The 23,860-nt window shown below is 40.7% G+C and carries 10 protein-coding genes; 2 read left to right on the top strand and 8 right to left on the bottom strand.

What is annotated here, in order from left to right:
* A partial coding sequence (locus tag G561_RS0107260) for an integrase core domain-containing protein (protein WP_028858945.1) occupies window positions 1-276 on the top strand: 276 nt, incomplete at its 5' end.
* 544 nt (window positions 277-820) lie between these two features.
* Here G561_RS0107260 and G561_RS0107255 read toward each other — a convergent pair.
* The 8 genes from G561_RS0107255 to G561_RS0107220 all read right to left on the bottom strand — a co-directional run bounded on the left by G561_RS0107255 (window position 821) and on the right by G561_RS0107220 (window position 19,856).
* Window positions 821-1,888: a 2,3-butanediol dehydrogenase gene (locus G561_RS0107255; RefSeq protein ID WP_028858944.1), complete on the bottom strand. Its 1,068-nt coding sequence runs from the start codon at window positions 1,886-1,888 to the stop codon at window positions 821-823.
* 169 nt (window positions 1,889-2,057) lie between these two features.
* Complete coding sequence (locus tag G561_RS0107250) at window positions 2,058-2,282, bottom strand: M14-type cytosolic carboxypeptidase (RefSeq protein ID WP_028858943.1); 225 nt, start codon at window positions 2,280-2,282, stop codon at window positions 2,058-2,060.
* A gap of 61 nt (window positions 2,283-2,343) precedes the next feature.
* Entirely contained in the window at window positions 2,344-4,482 is a 2,139-nt protein-coding gene (locus G561_RS0107245) for an ATP-binding response regulator (protein WP_028858942.1), read from the bottom strand.
* Between the two features lie 55 nt (window positions 4,483-4,537).
* The gene (locus G561_RS0107240) at window positions 4,538-5,182 is read right to left on the bottom strand and encodes a response regulator transcription factor (RefSeq protein WP_051584430.1); all 645 of its coding nucleotides are present in this window, start codon (window positions 5,180-5,182) and stop codon (window positions 4,538-4,540) included.
* Window positions 5,183-5,364: 182 nt separating this feature from the next.
* The gene (locus G561_RS0107235; protein ID WP_028858940.1) at window positions 5,365-8,106 is read right to left on the bottom strand and encodes an Ig-like domain-containing protein; all 2,742 of its coding nucleotides are present in this window, start codon (window positions 8,104-8,106) and stop codon (window positions 5,365-5,367) included.
* 294 nt (window positions 8,107-8,400) lie between these two features.
* Window positions 8,401-17,139 carry a Calx-beta domain-containing protein gene (locus G561_RS0107230; protein WP_028858939.1) on the bottom strand — a complete coding sequence of 2,913 codons (8,739 nt, stop codon included), beginning with the start codon at window positions 17,137-17,139 and terminating at the stop codon, window positions 8,401-8,403.
* Between the two features lie 116 nt (window positions 17,140-17,255).
* A complete protein-coding gene (locus G561_RS0107225; protein ID WP_028858938.1) occupies window positions 17,256-18,170 on the bottom strand; it encodes an OmpA family protein in 915 nt (304 codons plus the stop codon).
* 525 nt (window positions 18,171-18,695) lie between these two features.
* Window positions 18,696-19,856, bottom strand: a complete 1,161-nt coding sequence (locus G561_RS0107220; protein WP_028858937.1) for a hypothetical protein — start codon at window positions 19,854-19,856, stop codon at window positions 18,696-18,698.
* Window positions 19,857-20,210: 354 nt separating this feature from the next.
* Between G561_RS0107220 and dnaE the strand changes: the two genes are divergently transcribed.
* Window positions 20,211-23,828, top strand: coding sequence for a DNA polymerase III subunit alpha (dnaE, locus tag G561_RS0107215; protein WP_028858936.1), 3,618 nt, complete (start codon window positions 20,211-20,213; stop codon window positions 23,826-23,828).
* Window positions 23,829-23,860: the final 32 nt, after the last annotated feature.

Here is a 23,860-nt window from a genome sequence, read left to right as displayed (position 1 = left end):
TGTAGCGATGATTATCGCACAATCATCAGTAAATACGGTTTTAAAGGATCTATGAGTGCTAAAGGCAACTGCTATGATAACGCGCCAATAGAGAGCTTCTGGGGCGTTTTAAAGAATGAGTTAGTATATCATCATCATTATAAAACTCGATTTGAAGCAATCAACAGTATCATCAAATATATTGAGTTAGATTACAACCAAACGAGGATTCAGCAGAGTTTAGGTATGAGATCGCCAAGACAGGTTTGGGTTGATTTCTACCGTCAGGCTGCGTAATTAAAATCTCCCAAGTTTAGGTGTACGGATTTGACGGCAGGGGTCATACCATTAGAGGCGAAATACAATCCCAGACTTTTTTTGCATCTTGCAAATTATTATTAAAAACTAGGCATACGTTATATTTCATAGCTATACTCTTTTCTTATTACTTTTACCACATAGTATTTATCATAATTATTAATGGCGCAGTGTCAGCTGATCCCTTTAATTTACAATATCAGTAGGCTTAATCGAAAGGTTAAATCGCAGTTATCGCAATGAGTTTTAGATTGTTATTTATTTAATAAATTATATGGAGGCAATACGCTGACTGAATGCTGGATCAAGGTTTATAACATCGAAAGACCCTATAATTTACTTAATAATATTACACTTGCTGAGTACAAACAGCTAAATTAATTGTTCCATAATGATGTGGTTTTAAGAACGGGGTATTTACTATTAATATTAAGTCAGAAACATCTAATTAAAAAAGCCATCACTTAAAGGATGGCTTTAATTAACTTAACGAACTAACTTAACAGGCAACTAAACAGATTATCTATTTAAGATTAGGATTAACAATAATCTTCACTGCTGACTCATTGTTATGAATCAATCTCTCAAAACCTTCAGATACTAAGTCATCTAGCTTAATACGCTGAGTAATAAACGGTTCAAGGTCTATCTTGCCCTCTTCAACCAATTTAATCGTCTCTTCATGATTATTCACATAAGCAATCGTACCACGTACATCAAGCTCTTTCATAACCACAGTATGTACATTAACCGTAGCAGGATGACTCCAAATAGAGACAATAACCACCACCCCAGCAGGTTTGGTCAGCTCAACTAGAGAATCTAATACTTCATTGACACTGGTACACTCAAAGGCAACATCAACACCCTTGTCACCAGTAATTTTCATTACCTCTTCAGCTAAATCAACTTCAGAAGGGTCTAGAATATAATCAGCAACCCCGCTTTCTTTGGCTTTCTCTTTACGTTTTGCACTAAGCTCAGTCATGATAACAGTGATACCTTTGGCCTTTAGCACCGCAGACAATAACAGGCCAATAGGACCACCGCCGCCGACTAAAGCCACATCACCTTCTTGAGCCCCACTGCGTACATAAGCATGGTAGCCAACGGCTAAAGGCTCAATTAAAGCGGCTTGATCTAAGGGGATTTTATCAGATATAGGATGTACCCAGCGACGTTTTACAGCGATTTTTTCAGAAAGACCACCACCACGGCCACCCAAACCAATGAAGTTCATATCTTTTGATAGGTGGTAGTTGTCATCAGGACCAGTTGGTACATCATCTGCAATAATGTAAGGCTCAACCACCACATGCTGACCCACTTCGATATCATCGACTCCCTCTCCCACAGCATAAACAACGCCTGAGAATTCATGGCCCATGGTTACGGGGGCGGACTCACCTGAAATAGGATGAGGATGACCACAAGGAGGAATAAAAATGGGTCCATCCATAAACTCATGCAGGTCCGTACCACAGATACCACACCAAGCCACGTCAATACCGACTGTACCGGGCTCTACTGTCGGCTCAGGAATGTCTTCAATGCGTATGTCACCTTTATCGTAAAAACGGGCAGCTTTCATATAGTGCTCCTTTATTATTTTAAACTAGCGCAGTTAAAAGATTACAGCCAATGATAAATAAACTTCTTTTATCATCATTATTAGCTTAATAATTATAAAGGAGAACTTCAATCGAAATAGTCTATTGATTTGTAGTAACTAATGATGTTTTTGTAGCTAAAATGATTCGCTAACGTAACTCATCAACCACCGCTAACATAGCTACCAATGAGGCCTCGCCAGCATTGATAATATTTAGCACATACTGCTCACCTACTTCACCGCTCAAACGAAAGTTAAACCATTGGAAAAACTGGTCACCATAATCTGGACGTATCGCTAATTGAATGTTTTGCGGATCTTCAGTACTAATAACCTCAATATTACCGCCATCAAAATTCGCTGTGATATGCATTAGCTTTCCTTAATGGCTCTGATAGTTAATAATGTTAATTAGTTTTAAAAGTAGACTAATTTTACAGCTTAGCAACAAGCTCTTTTAGCCTGTTTCGTAAAGTATCAGGGGCAATAGGCTTATGCAATAGCGATACCCCCAGTTTCTGTGTAGCTTTAATAATTTCAGGTGAAGTATTCCCCGTGAACATCAAACATTGAGGCAAGGACTGTGTACTATTTAAAGCCGCCATCATATTGACAGTTTTTAATACCTCCATACCTGTTCTATTGTCATCCAATTGATAGTCCGTAATTATTATCTGCGGCTGATGTAAACGATATTGGTTAATAGCGTCATTTACATTAAAGGCGACTAACACCGTGTATCCCCAAGACTGTAGTAGTAATTCCATCGAAATTAATACTGACTCTTCATCATCTACCACCAATACAGAAACTACAGCCACTTCATCAATTCTAACCGTTTCATCAATAACGCAGATATCATCCTCACTTTTGCAAATTGGAAGGTCAATATAGAACTGTGACCCATGACCAAGTTTAGATTTTACATTTATGGGCACTTCCAATAAGTTTGCTAGCTCCTTTGCAATTGATAACCCCAATCCCAACCCTTTATTACTTTGGGTATGAGTCTCTAATTGATAAAAGGAATCAAATACATTTTGCAACTCATCTGTTCTAATACCCTTACCTGTGTCCCAGACACTAACTCGACAACTGCATTTATCCGTACTATCCTTCTTGACCTGACTCGGCGTATAACGCACCCCAATTAGAATACCACCTTTGACTGTATAGCGTATAGCATTGCTCAAAAAATTTCTTAAAATTAAGGACAACATAGCTGGGTCAGACATGACACATAAGTTGGTATGATGATAACGCAGCTTTAAACCTTTAAGCTCTGCTTCAGCGCTAAATTCATCAACCAGATTGTGTAAAATACAATCCAAATCTGTTGAAACAATATTAGGAATCATTTCACCTGATTCTAGATGGGCGTAGTCCAGTATAGTATTTAGCATATCACTACTAGACTTACTGGCTGTTTTGGCATATCCAACAATCTTTTTTTGTGTGTCATTTAATTCAGTTCTGGACAAAGTTTCAATAAATAGACTTAGGGCATGTGCAGGCTGGCGTAAGTCATGACTGGCAGAAGCCAGAAAATTAGTCTTGGCAGTGCTTACCCGTTGTAACTGTTGAGATTTGGTTTTCAACTGTGCTACTAGATGGGTATTCTCAAGATAAACTTGTATAGTCTTAATCGAATTTAGCCAGTTATATCGGGCAAAGTAGGAATGGGTCAATACAAAAATAATAACAACTATAGATAAAACTATTAGCTGAGTGTCATCTACATATAGCAAAATACCCGCCCAAGTTAATAGACTGGGTATCGCGAAGGCATTGAAAACCTGCCGAAAGATACCAATACTTGACATAGCACCACTAATGATTGCAAAATTCAGGCCAATTGAGACAAGCATTTGAGCCGAAAGACCAAAATCATTAGTAATTACTTTAACCACACCAATCGCCCACAAACAGCCTAGCAATAACATACAAGTGAATAAAACTTTATAGGCGGTATAACAGGCGAGATAGTCCACCTCATGATTAATTCTAGGTTCAAAATTTAGGTTTTGTATATCCATGTCTGCCGTCACCGGAGACAGTTGATTTTTATTTTGGATATCAAAAATTACCTTATCGATGTTTTTCCAATTAAAGTAACAAAGATAAAGAGCCAAGTTGTGATAGAAAATCCAGATATAAAACACTCTAGGCTGAATTTCTACAAGCCCATAGTACTCATTTAAAAAAAAGAATAAAAGACAGCCTATGACATCCGATATCAGAAAATAGGCCGTTAAATAAGTAAAGATGGTTTTTATAAGACTGTGGGTGATATGTGTGGAACCGGATAAAGCCTTTTGCCATAGATACCAGCATATTACGACAGTCAGGCTATGATAAATAATCCAAATAAAATGTAGTGGCATCTTTATTAAGTTAGGATGTAAAGCAAACTCCATCATGATAAAGAAAACAACCCCAGTGACCAACACCCCACTTAAGAAGTAAGGCAAGACTCGGTTTACATGTTTTATTTGTTTTGACAGTATCCTTTCTGCTGTGTTTTGGTTGGTTATAACTCTATGTAACTCTCCTATGTCATCAGTTATTCTCATAATTGCATCAACCTTTAGTAGAGGAATAAGAATAAAAAACTAAGGAGATGTCAGATTAGTCAAACTTAGAAAGATAGCCTGCCCGCTGTGCCTCAATTATAATCTTCGTCCGATTATGAACCTCAAAATGTGACATCAAAGTGGCGACATGATTGCGCACTGTGTGCTCACTAATATATAGCTGGTCTGCCATTTCCTTATTACTTAGACCCTCAGCAAGTAACGCCAACACTTCTAATAGCCGATTGCTTAACATGAGCTTAGGTTCATTTATAGCGGAGCAATCCTCGCCATTTCCATTGTTGAAAGGCTTTTTTAGGCTTCTTTTTTTTAGTAACGATTGAACTGTTTTAATAATGAGATGAGGGGCTGAATTTTTATTTAAAAAACAGCTAGCGCCAGACTCTAAAGCAATATTAATATCTTCATGATAACTTGAAGCAGAAAGCAGTATAATTCGCGCTTTAGGCCAATGTTTTTGAATAATTGACATACCCTCAAGACCACTGATGCCTGGGAGACAAATATCGAGCAATACCACATCTATTTGACTACTGACTAAGCTTAGGTCACTAATTTTTTCTATTTCAATAATATTGGCATCAGTTACAGGCTCTAATATGAGACGAAGTCCTACCCTAAATAGCTCATGATCATCTATTAGCAGGATGTTTTTCTTATCCGTAGAATTATTCATCATAGTGTTTTCATTATTAGCTAAGCATTTAAAGGGCTGCAGCCTCAAAATTCAAAAGACCTCTTACCCACCTCCTCAATATGTAAACTTTTCATATTATTTACATTAGCATAATTACAGCTTATTAATATCACTCCTTGCAATTAATACAATACTTAGATAAGCGTAATTGCCATAGTTACTCACTAAATAACCACAACCCCCTGTTCAATATAGACATCATTTATAGGACTCAAAGCATGTGAATGTTGATACACGTCATAACCCACGCCAGCGACAACTTCGCTAGTGGCTAACGACCAATCGCCTCCAGTCACATCATCCATTTTGGCTTTAGACGCCCCATCGCTACTCCAGTTAGTTGATCCTAAATCAACCTTACTTAAGTCATTGCCATTGATAAATAATGCCGATTCACGGCCAGTATCAAGCAATAAATCCTCAAAGCGAATATCCAATACATTCTGGCCATTTAATTCAACCCTCTCGATACCAGTTAAATTCTCTGTGGTGGCATTGGTAATATGTCTGTTGCCGTCTACCAAATGGCTATTTAGACTATAATCTAATATGAGTGTGTCTGTACCTGAGCCACCATTGATAAGACCTGACAAATCTGAACCACACACTGTGATCATATCGTCGCCCATACCCAAATCTATAGTTGATGCCCCCTTAACACTATTGGCAACGCTGATAATATCGTTACCATCTCCAAGGTGTACTGAAGCATGATTTAAAGTTGAGCCATCAATAGTTAAAACATCCGCCCCATCACCAGTAACTATGGTTGAATGATCTTCTATATGCCTTGCGATATTAATAGTATTGTCACCATCACCTAAGTCAATAACCGCATAGTCTTCAACATCTTCACCCACAGTTAGCGTATCATTACCCTCCTTTGTGGTTAATCGGCTATGACCGTCAACATCATCACCCGTAGTAATAATATTATCGCCGGCTCCTAGGTCAATATCGGCACGGCCATCAATTTTATGACCTACCACAAGCGTATCCACGCCAGCACCCGCTGTGATATGGGTTGCCCCCAAAATATTTTTGCCAAAACTTAGAGTGTTGTCACCGTCACCTAAATGAATTTGACTGTGATTCACCATGGATCTGGCCACATCAATGACATCATTACCATTACCCACTCGGATAATTGAGTTGTCTTCAACATAGCTGGCGATAGTTATGCTGTTATTTCCATCTCCCAAGTTAACAGTTGCTTGATCTTCAGTATCATCTCCAATATACAGAGTATCTTCCCCAGCACCGGTTATCACACTAGATTGACCATCTAAATCATCGCCTATACTAATGTTATTATCACCTTGTCCTAAATCGATAATACTGGTGCCTTCTACAAATGTACCAATTTCAACGTTGTCATTGGCATCCCCACCGAAGACATGACCGAAGTCATAGTGGCCCGCATTACCAAGGTTATGAGTAATGGAGAGATAGTTTGTGTTCTCGAAACTGTCTACAGAGGAAGCTGCCTGCTCATCTAGGGCATATTCCACCCTACCAGCCCCCAAATCGATAACACCCCCATCATCCATTTCGCCATATACAGTGACGTTGTCGTTACCACTACCGGTGAAGATACGCCCTCCATCAATACCCCAGCCAGTGACCTTACCCTCACCATTACCACCAATAACTACCGTGTCATGACACTCTTCGGTATAAATATAGCTGCGAGCTTCAAGATTAGTTTTGGCGAGACCAAACACCGCATCCATTTCACCTTGAACATAATAAGTATCATTACCGCCACCTAACTTGGCAGAGGTATAGGCATTTTGATCTTCACGAATATGCACCAAATCATTACCACCATAGGTCTCCAAGCTCCATAATGCATTGCCATCTCCATGATCTCGTTCAAAGTCACCATCCCAAGGAGATCTTATTAAATTACCGTGGCTGTCTAATCCGCTATAACCAATATAGATTGCATCGTTGAAATCACTGGTTGCATAATTAATCTCATCACCATATTTACCACCTGTTTTGCCACGTTGATCTGAAGGGCCTTCACTGTCTGTTAAGTTGGCGCCTAAATGCCATAAATACATCGGTGTAGCATCAATACCGGGTTCGTCACAAGGATCAGTTGCTGGTAGATCTAATACGGCAGAATCAGTACTGTTGGGTGAGACGTTTTCATACTCATCAATGATAATAGCGTCCACCATTACCGCTGAACCATCGGCGGGACTGGTAACATTCGTAAGCGATCCGGTGTAACCATTTGCAATAATCTCTTCGGTAACTATTATGTCTATGACATTATCAGTGACCACACCATTCTCAGTATAGCTCGTGGTGATTTGCAGCGTGCTGCCTACAGTCGTACCTGCATCTACTGTTACCACATAATCAACTGTGTCTTGAAGCTCTGAGTTATCGATAACTCCATCATTGTTAATATCTTCGGTAATGATGACGTTAGGGGCAACTGGGGGATCAAGTTGTACTTCATAGCTGTGCTCTATTTGACCACTATAGATCTTCTCGACTAAATCAACTGCAAAGGCCGCTACTGAAACAGAGTTATCAGCTGCTAATTCACTGCCCAATACGGCTACTGAATAAGTATTGTTTGAATCCAGGTTGGCTTCATATTCTTTGTTGTTTATGGTTACTTTAACCGAAAGAAGCTCTGCAAAATTCCCAGCTACTGTTCCGGTTATCAAAACCTCTTGGCTGGCCTCAACGATATTAATAACATTGTCTGCAGTGATATTATCAACCAAGACAGTTAGCACAAAATTTGGGTCTATCGCTGATATTTGTGATTGAAAAATAGCGGTAGCTGCTTCTGCATTATTATTTATACCTTTATAATTAATGATGTTTTTATTATTAATGTTGAATACGTCTGATATTATTTTTTGATTTGTATGATTCATAACAAGACCTGTTTGTTTTTTGTTTATTAAAGTAAATGACACTTAATTACTATAGGCTTAGCCGATACCAGTGTTTATAGTACAAATATACTAATTGCACTCATGTCTAGTCTCGGTATCTCAGGCTAACGAAATAAAACCAAAAAAAAGCCAGAGTATTAATACTCTGGCTTTTACTATCAGGCTTTTTTATGGTCCGACTATATGGCTACCTGGTTTTATGAGCATATTGTAGGACAGAAGCTTAGCTAGTTAGATTAGCGTTAGCGAGTAACGCTTGATCCTGTTTAGCCACTAAATAATATGATTATCTACCAAGTTATTAAAATCACCTGCGTAATTATCAATTTGAATATTTAGATCGCTCTGAGCGGCAGAATAACCCCCACTAAAGTCACCATCTGCATTCACACTTAGCACTTCGGTTACGGCATCCCAATTTAAATAATCTGCAAGGTTAGCGGCATCGCCTATGGTTTCACCTTGTAGTAAATCGCTTAGATTTAGCTTATCACCCGCTTCAAAATCAGTGATAATATCAAAATCAGGGGTTAGCGGTCCATCAATGTCATTGCCTGTCCAGATAAAGGTATCTTCCCCTAATCCGCCTGTCAATATGTCATCTCCAGATTTTCCTTGCAGGATATCATTGCCATCCAAACCTAATAGGGTGTCATCTAATCCTTCACGGCCTACTAAAGTTTCTGAGGCATTGGTACCTTGAACTGTGTTGGTATCACCTTGTTGGTACTCAATGCTCACTAACGCTGAGCTAGAAACCTCATTTTCAGAAATGGTGTAATCGAATGAATTCACTCCTGAAAAGTCAGTGGTGGTATAGATAACTGGATCAACACCCGAGGTTTGACCTCCATTAACATCAAAGGTTGTTGTTACTTCAGAGTTAGGTGAAGTGTTGTCATTACCAACCAGTACTGCTTGATCTAACTCCAATGTACCCGTAAGGTCATTAGTGATAACGCTATCGTCCTTCGCAGATAGACTGTAAACGAAGATAGTTTGCTCTGATTGAACACTATCGCCATCATCATCTATAAGGGTAAAGGTAATGTCTTCTTGATAATCAACCACTAAAGATTGAGTCTCATAAGTGTATTTACCTGTTTCGAAATCTAGCGTCATAATACCTTGTGCTAGGGTATTAATCGTAACCATTGTTGTCGATGGGTCATAGCTATATATGTCCGATGGTGGGCTAGTTGCTGTCATAGAGCCATCGCTACCATCATAGTTGTAAGTAATACCATCTAGGGTAAAGGTTAAGACGTGACCCTCATCAGCACCAAACAAGTTGCCATTAACCAGACCATAATCTATGATGTCAGGCAAGGTATCGATAAGGATATCGTCAAGTTGATTTAGATCAGTAATGCTTCTGGCAAGATCAGCTGCCCCTTGTTCACCAATCTGACCATCATAAGCAATGGGTTCAAGTTCGGCATCTAAATTATTATTATTAGCATCAGGACCGAAAGCAATGGCATAAGATTTAATGTCATTAGCATTCAAAAAAGTAGTCCATAATGTTTCTTCTCCAGATTGAATGCCTGCGTCTGAGCCAAAGTAACTATAACCTGCACCAAAATCATCTTCTGTTCCTTGTCCAACAATTGGCTCTCCATCTGTCAAGAAGTACGAATAGTTATTGGCATCAAAGATAGCTCCGGGACTATCATAGCTATTAATCGTCTCATTTAATGCAGCATCGTAGTTAGTCCATCCATCAGGAACTATGCTAGGTAGAATGGCTTTCAATTGATCGATAGTCATCCATTGCGGCTGGGCCTGAGCCTCTGTAGCAAAAGTGATTAGCTGAACTTTAACATCGCCGGTCTCATCATAACCTTCTAGTAACTTCACAATAGCCGCTTTTGCTAAATCGAGACGGATTTCACCACTACCTCCAACAACAAGCTTATTCATGCTGCCTGAAGTATCAAGAATGATAGTGATATTTGAGTCTGATGTTGCAGCAGCAATATCAATGTTACTTTCTGATTGAGCGGGTCTGTCATCCTCAACAGTAACCGCAAAGTCGGTGCTAGCTGATTGTATGCCATCACTGACACTGGCTTCAAATTGAACGTCAATCTGGTCTTCATCATTATTACTAGGGTGGTCAATAGCGTGTAATAAGGTTGTATTATAGTCAGCTACAAACCCACCTAAGCCGTCAGTAGTAATCGGTCCTACGTCAACCGTCATAACATCTAACAAATCTCCTTCAATGACTACTTGACCGGTTAACTGACCGGTTAAGTCATCCCATGTCCAACTGACCGTTTCACCTTTCACAGTAATATCAGTCGGGCCCACTAAATCAATAGAGAAGTCACTAGCATCAAAATTATCGACGTCTGTAAAACTGATTGAACCAGTAGCTTCAGTACTGTCCGTTGTATCATTATTGCCTGTGGTATCAGGAATTGGATCGAACTCTGTTAGACCCTCTTCTGAAACTGTCACTGAGGTAACGGTCGGAATGGCGCAGTCATTATTACCTTTAATTACAATCTCTAATACCGCAATATCTGAGCCTGCACCATCTGTCATGGTGTAGTTGAAGCTTTCAGTTAATGAATCACCATCATTTAAGGCTTGAACGGTGGCATCATTATCATTAACTTCATATACATAGGTTCCATCAGCATTGACTGTTAGCGTGCCATAAGTACCTACCAATGCCGTTCCTAATGTGCCAGCACTGCCACCACCTTCAACTCCACCAACTCTAATATCGGTTACTATAGCATCAGCTTGGTCTGGGTTATCATTGGTTAACAAGTTACCTGTGGCATCTTGTGAGCCTGATCCATTGTTAATACCACCTGCTTCAATAGCTTCAGCACTATCGTCTACTGCTAATAGGTCAATATCTAAAATAGTACCCGTACCACTATTTAAAATACTAACATTTGTACTTGGGTTGCTTAGTATTAAGTTATAAGTTTCAGTAGGCTCCCAACTTAAATCATCGATAATAGACACTTGAATAGTTTGAGTGTATACAGTGGTGCCCGCTGCAAAGGTTATTGTTCCTGATACCCCAGTGTAATCGGTGCCATCTACAGCAGTCACATCGCCTGTCGCATAGTCAACTGTTACATCAGCTGTTGGCGGTAAATCACCAGTTAAAGTTACGGTAAAGTCTGCATAACCTTCATCTTCATAAACGGTTACGTCATCAACTGCTACCTGATAGTAGGGGTCGTCAACGATTTCGACATCAGCTACATTATTATCAGCATCGATAGCTATAGCTTCAAAACCGCCACCAGTTACGTCAGCGATGGTAATGACCACATCTTCTAAGTCCTCATCTAGTAAGTCTGTCAAGGTCTCAATATCAAGGTCAGCTGAGCTAAAACCGGCTGGAATCGTTATAGTGGTGGTACCTGTATAGTCATCCCCATTGACTGCCGTGCCTGTGTATTCCAATGTAACTGTCACATCAGTAGCAGCGGTTACCAAATTACCCGTGACTTCATCACGAAGCTCAATTGGGAAAGTAGCTGATTCACCCTCGTTAATAGCATCAACATTATCTACAATCGATACTTCAACCAAATCAGGTGGAGATTCATCATTGATAGTACCTGTAGCACTACTACCGCCTATGGTTAATGTGGTGGTTTCACCATCATCTGCATAGCTATCATCAATGGTTGGGTAGGTTACAGTAAAGCTGGTAACTCCCGCTGGTACGGTAATATCACCTGTTACTGGATCTAAGGTGACCCCATCACTAAAGCTGACCGTATTTGAGTAATCCACGCCTTCAGTGGCTGTGCCTTCTACTAAGCTAAAGCCGAAGGTTTCATCCGTCATGCTAGGGTTGCTTAGCGTAACCATATGAACTAAATCATCACCTTCAAAGGCTGCAGTCGGTTCGACAGTAATTTCAGCATAATCATCACTAATGATGGTCATATCAGCGGTGTTAGCGTCAGAATCAACACCAATGCTTTCAAAGCCGCCGCCTACAGGATTGCTGATAGTAATGTTAACAATTTCATAACCCTCTGCTAGCAAGTCATCTATAACCGTTAGGTCTAAGTTAACTGAACTTGAACCCGCCGGAATTGTCACTTGAATAACGCCAGTGAAGTCATCACCATTGTCAGCTGTACCTGAGTAAGTCACATCAACCATGACATCTGTCGCAGCGACTACCAAATTACCCGTGACTTCATCACGAAGCTCAATTGGGAAACTGCCGATATTATCAGGAGCTAAATTACTTTCGTAGATTGAATCAACATTATCTACAATCGATACTTCAACCAAATCAGGTGGAGATTCATCATTGATAGTACCTGTAGCACTACTACCGCCTATGGTTAATGTGGTGGTTTCCCCATCATCTGCATAGCTATCATCAATCGTTGGATAGGTTACAGTAAAGCTGGTGACACCCGCTGGTACGGTAATATCACCTGTTACTGGATCTAAGGTGACCCCATCACTAAAGCTGACCGTATTTGAGTAATCCACGCCTTCAGTAGCTGTGCCTTCTACTAAGCTAAAGCTGAAGGTTTCATCAGACGCACTAGGGTTGCTCAGCGTAACCATATGAACCAAATCATCACCTTCAAAAGCCGCAGTCGGTTCAACATCAATCTGAATATAATCATCATCTTTAATAATCATATCAGCAGTATTGGCATAAGGATCAACACTAATACCCTCAAAGCCACCGCCCACAGGATTACTAATGGTGATATTAACAACTTCATCACCCTCTGCTAGCAAGTCATCTATCACCGCTAGATCTAAGTTAACTGAGCTTGTACCCGCCGGAATAGTCACTTGGAGAACACCAGTGAAGTCATCGCCATTGTTAGCTGTGCCTGAGTAAATCACATCAACCATGACATCTGTCGCTGCAACTATTAAATCACCGTTTTGATCGCGTATTTCAATTGGAAAGCTGCCGATATTGTCAGGATTAACAGCCCATTCATTAATCGAATCGACATCATCTACAATACATACAGTAACCGGATCAAGTGGGTTTTCAGGATCGAAGGGAGGATCAAGTTCGTCATTGATAGTACCCTCACCTGTCACACCGCCTACTGACAATGTGGTAGTTTCCCCATCATCTGCATAGCTGTCATCAATCGTTGGATAGGTTACAGTAAAGCTGGTAACACCCGCTGGTACAGTAATATCACCTGTTACTGGATCTAAGGTGACCCCATCACTGAAGCTAACAACATTTGAATAATCCACATTTTCGGTGGCTGTGCCTTCTGCTAAGTTAAAGCTGAAAACACTGTCGCTGCTACTGGCACTACTAAGTGTGACCGTATGAACTAAATCAGTGCCTTCAGTAGCTTGGGCTGGGCTAACCTCTACAATCTCAACAGTACTATCAATAATAGTTACGTTAGCAGTATTAGCCGCAGGATTGACGAGGATGTCTTCAAAACCGCCGCCAACAGGATTAGTGATGGTTATATCAACGATTTCATTACCTTCTGGTAACAGGTCCTCTAACGCGTTAATGTCTAAATTAACTGAGCTTGAGTCCGCAGGAATAACAACTGTAAAGCTACCGGTATAATCATCACCATTAGTTGCCGAACCTGTATATTCTATGGTTACTGTGACATCAGTAATTGCGATTTGTGGATCACCATCAGCATTGGTAAGAGAAATAGGGAAGTAAGTTGACTCGCCCTCATAAATTGAATCCACATTATCAAAAATAGAAACAGTAACTGGGTCACCTGGATCACAGTCATCGACGATGTTCATATCAGCGACATACATTACTGGGTCAACTGCTATGGCCTCAAAACCACCACCTGAAACACTTGTCAACTCAATATTAACAATTTCTGACCCTTCAGCGATATTATCATCCAAAGTTTGTAGAATCAGATTGGTGCTTTGAGCGCCTGCAGGAATTACAACACTGGCAATCCCTGTAAAGTCAGTACCATCAATGGCAACACCACTATATTCAATATTTACTGTGACATCAGTGACTGCATTGATAGCATTGCCATCAGCATCCTTGAGCACGATGGGGAATAGACCACTAGTAGCTTCTACAACATCAGTGGTGAAGTCTAGAATGGATACAAAAACTGAATCACAATCATCGACAATATTCATATCAGCCGTGCTATGATCTGGATCAATTTCTATAGACTCAAAACCTCCTCCTGATACGTTGTGAAGTTCAATATTTACCAGCTCTGAACCTTCTGCAAAGTTATCATCAATTGTTTCTAATACAAGGACTGTAGATTGATTGCCTGCAGGGATAACCACAGTAGCAACGCCTGTAAAGTCTGTACCATCAATGGCTACGCCACTGTAGTGAACATCTACCGTGGTATCGGTAATTGCACTTATAGGATTGCCATCTTGATCACGTAAGTCGATTGGGAATACCCCATTACCACCTTCAATAACATCAGCCATGTAGTCATGAATTGAAACCATCACCGCTTCGGTATCACAGCATTCATCCACTATTTCCATATCTGCTGTGGCTTTAGTGGGATCAACGGCTATAGCTTCAAAACCACCACCAGTTACACTGCTTAATTCAATGTTTACAATCTCTGAGCCTTCAGCGATATAATCATCCAATGTTGTGATATCAAAAACTACACTCGAGCTATTAGCAGGTATAGTGACACTTGCCACCCCTACATAATCCGTTCCATCAATGGCCACACCACTATAATGTATATCGACAATGACATCCGTTATAGCTGCATTAAGGTTGCCATCAGCATCTCTTAACTCTACCGTAAAGCTGCCAACCTCACCTTCATAAACTGAATCAACATTATCCACAATTGACACATAAACTGAGTCTAAATCAGTATTACACTCATCAGTAATAGTACCTACACCATTGTTTAAAATTGTGGCGTTAACCGCATCACTTAGGGTCACAGTGTACGTTTCAGGTGCTTCAGCAATATTGTCATCTAAAATAGGCACCGTAATGGTCTGCGTAAATGTACCGACTGGGAATACTAAAGTACCAGTTACACCGGTATAATCGGAAGCATCCACAGCAGTAACATCACCGGTCGCGTAGTTGACAGTTACGTCAGCTGTTGGGGCATCGCCGGTTAAAGTTACTGTGAATACTGCATTACCGGCATCTTCGTCAACAGTTACGTCGTTGATTTCAATAGTGGTGTATGAGCTGTCAATAATGTCAACGTCTGCAACGCTATGATCAGCATCAACACCAATGGCTTCAAAACCACCGCCAGTCGCTTCAGTGATAGTAATAACCACATCTTCTAAGTCTTCATCTAATAAGTCAGTAAGCGTTGCAATATCAAGATTGACTGAGCTTGTGCCTGCTAGAATGGTTACTGTGGTACTTACTGTAGTGTAATCATCACCATTAGTTGCCGAACCTGTATATTCAACCGTAACAGTTACATCAGTAGCTGCTACTATTAAATTACCCGCTTCATCACGAAGCTCTATTGGGAAGGTTGTCGTGTCACCTTCATTCACAGCATCATAGTTATCAACGATAGATACTTCGACTAAATCAGGGTACTGCTCTTCATCAGTAATAGTACCAATGCCGTTATTACCTAATGTAGCGTTGACAGGTGCGCTTAGAACCACATTGAAAGTTTCATCTGCTTCATCGTAAACATCATCCAAAATAGGCACTTCAATAGTTTGGGTAGTCTCACCTGGCGCAAAAGTTACTGTTCCGCTGACCCCGGTGTAGTCCGCACCATCCACTGCTGTACCTGCATCGGTATTAAAGCTAACTTCGACCGTTTCAGAACTAGGATGTGACAAAGTAACCGTAAATGTTGCCACAACGTCTTCTCCCATGAGACTTTCACTCACAGTGACATCATCAACACTCACACTTGGCATCATATCAGTGTCTATAATGATCGTATTAACCGTATCATCATTACCTAACTGCGCACCCCCTGTTACCTCAGTAATAACCACATTGTAGTTTTCATCGCCCTCATAGACGCCGTCATCATTTATACCCACCTCGATAACCGCACTCACCTCACCTGCCGGTATGGTAACTGTAGCCGTGGTGAGACCTGTAAAATCGTTACTGTCGGTAGTTTGATTTTGTACCTCATAAGTAACCACAGTATCGGTATCAGAAGCTTTATCTAAAGTAATGGTGTAAGTGGCTGGGCCAGCGTTCTCATTAATACTGCTATCACCAGATAAGGAGACAATCGCAGGAGACTCTACAACAGCTGAATCAGTACTAGGCTCTGAAATATTCTCTTGTTGATCGGCAACATAGGCGGTAACCTCGATAGTCTCACCGTTAGCAGGCGCTGGATATTCTAATACCAAGCCGTTGTCTTTGATATCTTGGGTAATAACAACTATATCCATGGATCCATCAGGGTTGGTTATGACTAAAGTATCACCAACATTTGTCTCTGGATGCACTGTGATTAAAACCCCCACAGTCCCATCCAGCTCGCTTGCTGAAATTATGCCATCATTGTTAGCATCTTCAGTAATTTCTACAGTTGGAGGATTAATGACGGTATCAACAGTAGGAGGTTCAGCATCATCAGAACCAATTGAAGCAATACCTAAAGCGGCTAAAACGGGCAATCCGCCTATCCACCACGGTTGTACAAATTCTTCGCCGCCTAATGCATTACCTTGTACAGCACCGTCTTGAAGCTGCGATACAAAGTCCGCTTGCTCCGCACTATCAGGAATGTAGTAGTAAGGCTCACCCTCTTTTGACGCGCCTATAAGCGCACTGTTACTGTTCTCTTGATAAAAATCTTTGATAATAAGGTCTTCTTCTGTACCGGTGCGATCAAAGGAAACCTTTAAATCGTTATCGACACGCCGAGTGATTATATGGTCGGGACCGTATCCTTTAACATTGTCAAAAAACTCATAATTAGCGTCTTTTGTGGCATTGATTACCGTTGGCCCATTGTCTGAAAGAGCGTTTTTTGCAACTACTCCACTTGAATCTACTGTTGTTACAATGATATTTTTCATTATCTTTCCTTGTTGAATTTTTAAATGATTTATAGTTTTAATTACATCCAGATTATTTTTGCTAGGTAATTATTTGGGTCGACCCGCTAAATCTTGTTCAGCTAGGCCTTTTAATATTATTTTTGTTGTAATACAGCGACTACTCTACGGTTCATCTGTCTTCCTTCTGCAGTTGCGTTTGAGGCAATTGGCCGTGATTCTCCATAGCCAATCGCTTGAATCCGAGCTGGACTAATCCCGAATTGATTAATAAACACCTCTTTCACTGCCTGAGCACGACGTTCTGATAAAGCAATGTTGTAAGCATCACTAGCATTACTGTCGGTATGACCCTCAATAACAACCGTTGTATCTGAATACTTTTGCATGAATTCGGCGGCAGTAGACAGTTCGCTCAGATATTGAGGTTTAACCACTGATTTGTCATTATCAAAAAGAACTTGAAGCTTTATGGTTACTTTTTCTTCTAAAATAGGGGCGCTAGGGGGCTGAGGTTTGGGTTGTGGGCGAAGGGCACAGTGTGGAATGACCTTGCTTATTTGATGAGTTTGATAAGACATACCTGCCATAGCGGCACGAGCTTGGTCTTCAGATACACGCTTTGACGTTGCAACACGGTTTTCATTGACATTTATTTCGAAATATTGAGTCTCCTTATTTTTGATATTTGAAACTTTATGATCTAGTAATAAGTCATTGGTATGTAGTTCAGAGGATTTGCTGCTCAGCCGGTTATCCCCGATACAAGAATAAACTGCAGTAAAGCTTCCAGGATGAAGACTGACCTGATAATCATCGTTTATCGCGATATTGACTCCTGTTCGGGAGTCATCCTTATCCATCGGACGATAAAACACCAGTCGGGTTGTGCCCTCAGGAGTAGCTGTATTTAAAATAGCATCCACATCTACCTCTTCACTGGGATGCCAAGCAACATCGTTTACTCTGACCATTCCATTTTGAGTAGCACATCCCTGTAATAATGTCGCTATTAGTAATGTACCTATAAGTGTTCTAACTGTTGTTTTCATTGAAGATATCCTTAATTTACGCTAGCTAAATGATTACATCGAAGGAGACAACAACTTTTTTATTGATTTGTCTTTTTACTAAAAGCTGTTAAGCAAATCCTTTTTCCTACCCATCGACTAAAATTCTGACATTAGTATTTACTAATAAGTTTTGTTAACTAATAGGCTCATGCAAATTAATCAGAGACATGACTTTTGTTTTACAACCTTTACAAACTTATTAAGCGTAAAGCCTCAAAAAATTCTTAGTAAATATAGTTTTTTATGCTTAAAACACCCACAATACTTCCATGGCTCTATACCGATAGTACTTTTCGTGCTTCATTGAGGTAATGGTATAAACGTACTAAATCCTCTATTCAAAAATGAATCAATTAAGCCAAGAGCTAGCTGAGCTAATAACTAAAGACAAAAAAATAAGCCACACTCTTAAGAGTGTGGCTTATAAAAAATGTCTTATTAAATATGATCTATTAAAAATTTCTTGCTATATACAATACAGTGATTCAGGCCATTTATTTGAAATTATCCTATGTCCCTAATACTCATATTTGCTGCTGCTGACTTATTTTGATCAATGACAATGGTTTTAAAACCACCGCCATAAACCTGACTTAATTTAATATTGACAGCCTCTGAATGCTTAACAATATACTCATCTAAAGCTGCAATATCAAAATCAAAACTTGCACTATTGGCAGGGACTATTAAACTTGTTTTTCCTACGAAATCTGTTTCATCTGTCATGGTTCCCCAGTAATGAATTTCAACTGTCACATCAGTATTGGCAATATTTAGATCTCCCTTGTTGTCTCGTAGCTCGATGGCAAATGAGCCACCGTCGGCGTGAAACTGCTGCATTTCACAGTTTGGATCACTACTATCTACAATAGAAACCAACGCTAAATCAGGTTGTGTATTTGGGTTATGCCTATTATAAACCCACTCAGAACTGTCTTTAATTTGAGCATTGACACTATTAGTTAATACTACCTCAAAGTTACTATTACATTGTGTGCAGTCAACGTTAGAGAAAGATTGGGTAACTGTATGTGAAGTAATACCTCGGCTAAAAGCTAAAGTCCCTGAATCTACTTGATAAGAGTTTATATTCGCTGCACCTATCCTACCTAAAAAATAATCTACCGAGGCTTCTTGGGTGATAGGTGCTCTAGATAATGAAACTGTGAACTCTACGACACCTGCTACCCCATCTACCGTTAACGCTGTCACACTAAAATAATCCTGCTGATAATTTACAACAGCCAGCTCTACAAAGTTGTGATTGGGGTCAATAGTTATGTCTGCAAATCCACTTTCTTTGATAGCAGTTAAGGCAATACCTAACTTATCTATCTGCTCTACATTAAGATATTTTTCTGTAAAAGGATAAAAGTTAGTACTGCTTGATCCTGAAGCAATGATAATAATGCTACTGCCAATGTACTCATCCCCATTTGCTGCTATGCCGGTACAAATGACATTAATTGCCACATCTTTATGCGCCAATACTGGTTCATCGTTGCTATTTGTCAATCCAATACAAAATTTAAAGGCCTCTGCTTCATTGACACTATCTACAGTATTGGTGATTGATACTTGAACCGCCCCTATCTCTTTTGCCTCAGAATTCTTTATTTCTTTCGTTTGAGAAATAGTGACTGTAGTTGCTTTACTATCCTGCATTCTCTATCCTTGATTAAATTACTGTGTAATTTTTTTTAAAGCTCTCCATAGTAAAACATATTTAGCTAACATTAGTTACATAAAAATCAAAAATAATCACACTAAGTTACAATCTTAATTTTGCAACTTGGATACCTAAATGGGCGTAAAAATGCTATAGTTAACCCCTAATTAAACCCTATATCTGCGTATTAAAATCACAATACTCAAAGCAGAAAACCTTTCATTAAGTTATTGATAAAATATAGCTTTTCTCTAAAGTTTACTTAAACAAACTCTATAGTTTCAGAAGCAGTTGTCTCGCCCACAATCTTGCTTGTTTGTTCTAATCCGTTTATTAAAATCAGGTCGTTTATGGCATTTGTACATTTAGGCATCCACAGCGAGTTTTCAATTACCGACTCCATTATTCGTATCAAACCTTTGGTAAAAGCGGCAGCAGCTGATGGCCAAATGGCATTAGCTTTAACCGACTTATCTAACTTATATGCCACTGTAAAGTTTTATCGTGCCTGCCTAGATGCAGGAATTAAGCCCATTATCGGGGCTGAGATTATCTTGGATGACGAAAACACCCGCTTAACTTTATTGGCAATGAACAATGAGGGCTACCAAAGCATTACCCGTATTGTGTCGCTAGGATTTACAGATGGGCGTATGAATCCTGAGAACAGAGGCGTCCCTATTGTCAATAAAGAGCATTTAATGGCCAATAGTGACGGGGTTATTATCTTATTTACCGAGAAGTCAGATGTCGGACAGGCTTTAATGGGCTCAAACCCTGAGCGAGGCCATGAGCTGCTAGCTGAGTATCAGTCTGTGTTTGAAGACCGCTTGTATTTTGCTATAAAACGCACTAGACGTGTGGGTGAAGACACCTTTATTGAACAAGCCATTTTGGCAGGTCAGCGTCATGGCATCCCCATCGTGGCTCATAATGACGTACGATTCTTGGTAGAAGATGACTTTGACGCTCATGAAGCACGAGTGTGTATTGCCTCCTCTCACGTTCTGGCTGACCCCAACCGTCCTCATGATTACTCAAGTGAACAATACTTAAAAACTCAAGCTGAGATGGTTGAGCTTTTTTCAGATATTCCTCAAGTGGTAGATAATACCGTTATCCTAGCCAAGCGCTGTAACGTGACTTTAACTCTAGGTATCAACGTATTACCTGAATTCCCTGTGCCTGAAGGCGAAACCATTGAGTCTTTTTTCCGTGCTGAATCGAAGCGAGGACTTGATGCCCGCTTAGATAAGCTATATCCAGTTGCCGATCGAGATGACACTTGGCCTGAGGTTAGAAAGCCTTATGATGAACGCCTAGAGCATGAGCTAAATATTATTCTGGAAATGGGATTCCCAGGCTACTTCTTAATCGTAATGGATTTCATTCGCTGGGCCAAAGCCAATGGCGTACCGGTAGGCCCAGGTCGTGGCTCAGGAGCCGGATCCTTAGTGGCTTATGCCCTAAATATTACCGACCTTGACCCCTTACATTACGACTTACTGTTTGAGCGCTTCTTAAATCCAGAGCGTGTGTCTATGCCCGACTTCGATATCGACTTTTGTATTGAAGGTCGTGACCGCGTGATTGAGTATGTGGCCAGTCAGTATGGCCGTGAAGCGGTATCGCAGATTATCACTTTCGGTACCATGGCAGCAAAAGCTGTGGTCCGTGACGTGGCGCGTGTTCAAAGTAAATCTTATGGTTTGGCCGATAAAATCTCAAAACTGATTCCCAAGACTCCAGGTATCTCACTACAAGATGCAGTGCTTGAGGAGCCACAACTAAAAGAATTGCTTTCAAACCCAGATAATATGGATTATGAGGATGCCAATGAGATCTGGGAAATGGCGCTTAAACTTGAAGGCATAACCCGAAACGTTGGTAAGCACGCTGGGGGCGTATTGATTGCTCCAAATAAAATTACAGATTTTAGTGCCATCTATTGTGATGAAGAGGGTCACCGAGTCAGTCAATTTGATAAAGACGATGTGGAATCTGTCGGCCTAGTTAAGTTTGACTTCTTAGGTCTGCGAAACTTAACCGTTATTAATGCGGCGGTTAAGAACATTAATGAGCGCCGAGCTCGGGAACAAAAGCCAGCACTTGAGCTAGAAGACTTACCGCTAGATGACAAGAATGCTTATAAACTGTTGCAAGAAGCTAAGACCACAGCGGTATTCCAGCTAGAGAGCTCGGGTATGAAAAAATACCTGTCAAAGCTGCAACCTACCAACATTGAAGACGTTATCGCCATGTGTGCGTTATATCGCCCAGGCCCGCTAGATGCCGGAATGGTTGAGATGTACATTGACCGTAAGCATGGTCGTGAAGAGGTGGTATATGACCACCCTAACCTTGAGCCTATCCTTGAGAACACCAACGGGGTTATTGTCTACCAAGAGCAGGTTATGCAAATCTCGCAGGTCATGGCAGGTTACAGCTTGGGCGGGGCTGACATGCTGCGCCGCGCTATGGGTAAGAAAAAACCAGAAGAGATGGCCAAGCAGCGGGATATCTTTGTCACTGGGGCGACCAAACAAGGCATTGATCCTGTGGTATCTGGCGGTGTGTTTGACTTGATGGAGAAGTTTGCCGGTTACGGATTTAACAAATCTCACTCGGCGGCTTATGGTGTCTTAGCTTATCAGACTGCTTATCTAAAATACTACTATCCCGCTGAGTTTATGGCCGCGGTATTAACCTCTGATATGCATCACACTGAAAACGTGGTGTTCTTTATCAATGACTGCCGTGAGAACTTTAACCTAACTGTCGATAACCCCTCTGTTAATCGCAGTGAATGGCACTTTGTCGCCGATAAGCCCACCAATATCATTTATGGTCTTGGTGCAATTAAAGGGGTCGGTGAAGGTGCGGTCGAATCTATCGTCCACGCAAGAAATATGGGCGGACCATTTACCGATCTCTATGACTTCTGTCGCCGGGTAGATATTAAGAAAGTTAATAAGCGCACTTTAGAGGCACTAATCAAGTCTGGCTGCTTTGATGACTTTGCCATTACCTTACGTCCTGACTTAGCCGATGACCAACATCACCAAATTCGCGGTGCCTTGATGGAGCAGCTGCCCAGTGCGGTACAGGCAGCTGAGCAAGAGCGTCAAAATAACGAAATGGGCATGATGGACTTATTTAGTGAAGTGGATAACGCTACCACTGCCCCGCCACTGCCTACTGGCCCTGAACTGATTTGGGGAGATAAACACCGCCTTAAAGCTGAAAAAGACACCCTGGGTCTGTACCTGACTGGGCACCCAATGGATCAATACCGCAAAGAGGTAGCGGTCTATACCAGCAATGCCCGTCTAGATAGCCTATCTGATACTGGCTATAACGGCAGCACTCTGTTTGCTGGCCTGATTATGGACATTGCTAACTTCGGAAACCGCTGTGTAATTACCTTGGATGATGGAACGGCGCGGCTTGAGGTAAGCTGTTATGCTGAGCGTTACAACCGCATTAAAGACAAGCTCAAGGTTGACGAGGTCATTGTCATTAAAGGCGGTATTAGAGACCGTGACGGTCGCCTGTTTGCCCGTTTAGACAACGCTTATACTCTCCTTGAATGCCGTCAACGCTGGGTGAAGAAGATTAGCATTAAGATTCACAGTGAAGACACTCGACTTTTAGACTCCTTAAAGCCTTTATTAAAACCTGCTCAGCTTGATAGCATTCCGAGCATTGCTGCCCCTTCATTTGAAGAAGAAGCTGATGACAATGATGCAATGGAGGCTTATTATAATGATCAAGACGGTATGGGTATCTCGCCGGTACCCCTCAATCAAAATGATGGCTGCATTCCCGTTGCCTTAAACGTCTATACCGACTTTGCCATTGCCAGTGTTAATTTAAATGATGATTGGCGGGTTTACCCAACTGATGAGAACTTAATGCAGTTAGGTATTGTGGTACCTGAGGATAATCTTTATTTTCATTACTCTTAACCGTATCAGGGTAGATAAAAAAACCAATTTTA

Source organism: Psychrobacter phenylpyruvicus DSM 7000 = NBRC 102152, from assembly GCF_000685805.1.
Taxonomy (GTDB): Bacteria; Pseudomonadota; Gammaproteobacteria; order Pseudomonadales; family Moraxellaceae; genus Psychrobacter; species Psychrobacter phenylpyruvicus.
Note: the sequence above shows the minus strand (reverse complement) of the source record. Positions and strands in the feature narration are given on the sequence as shown.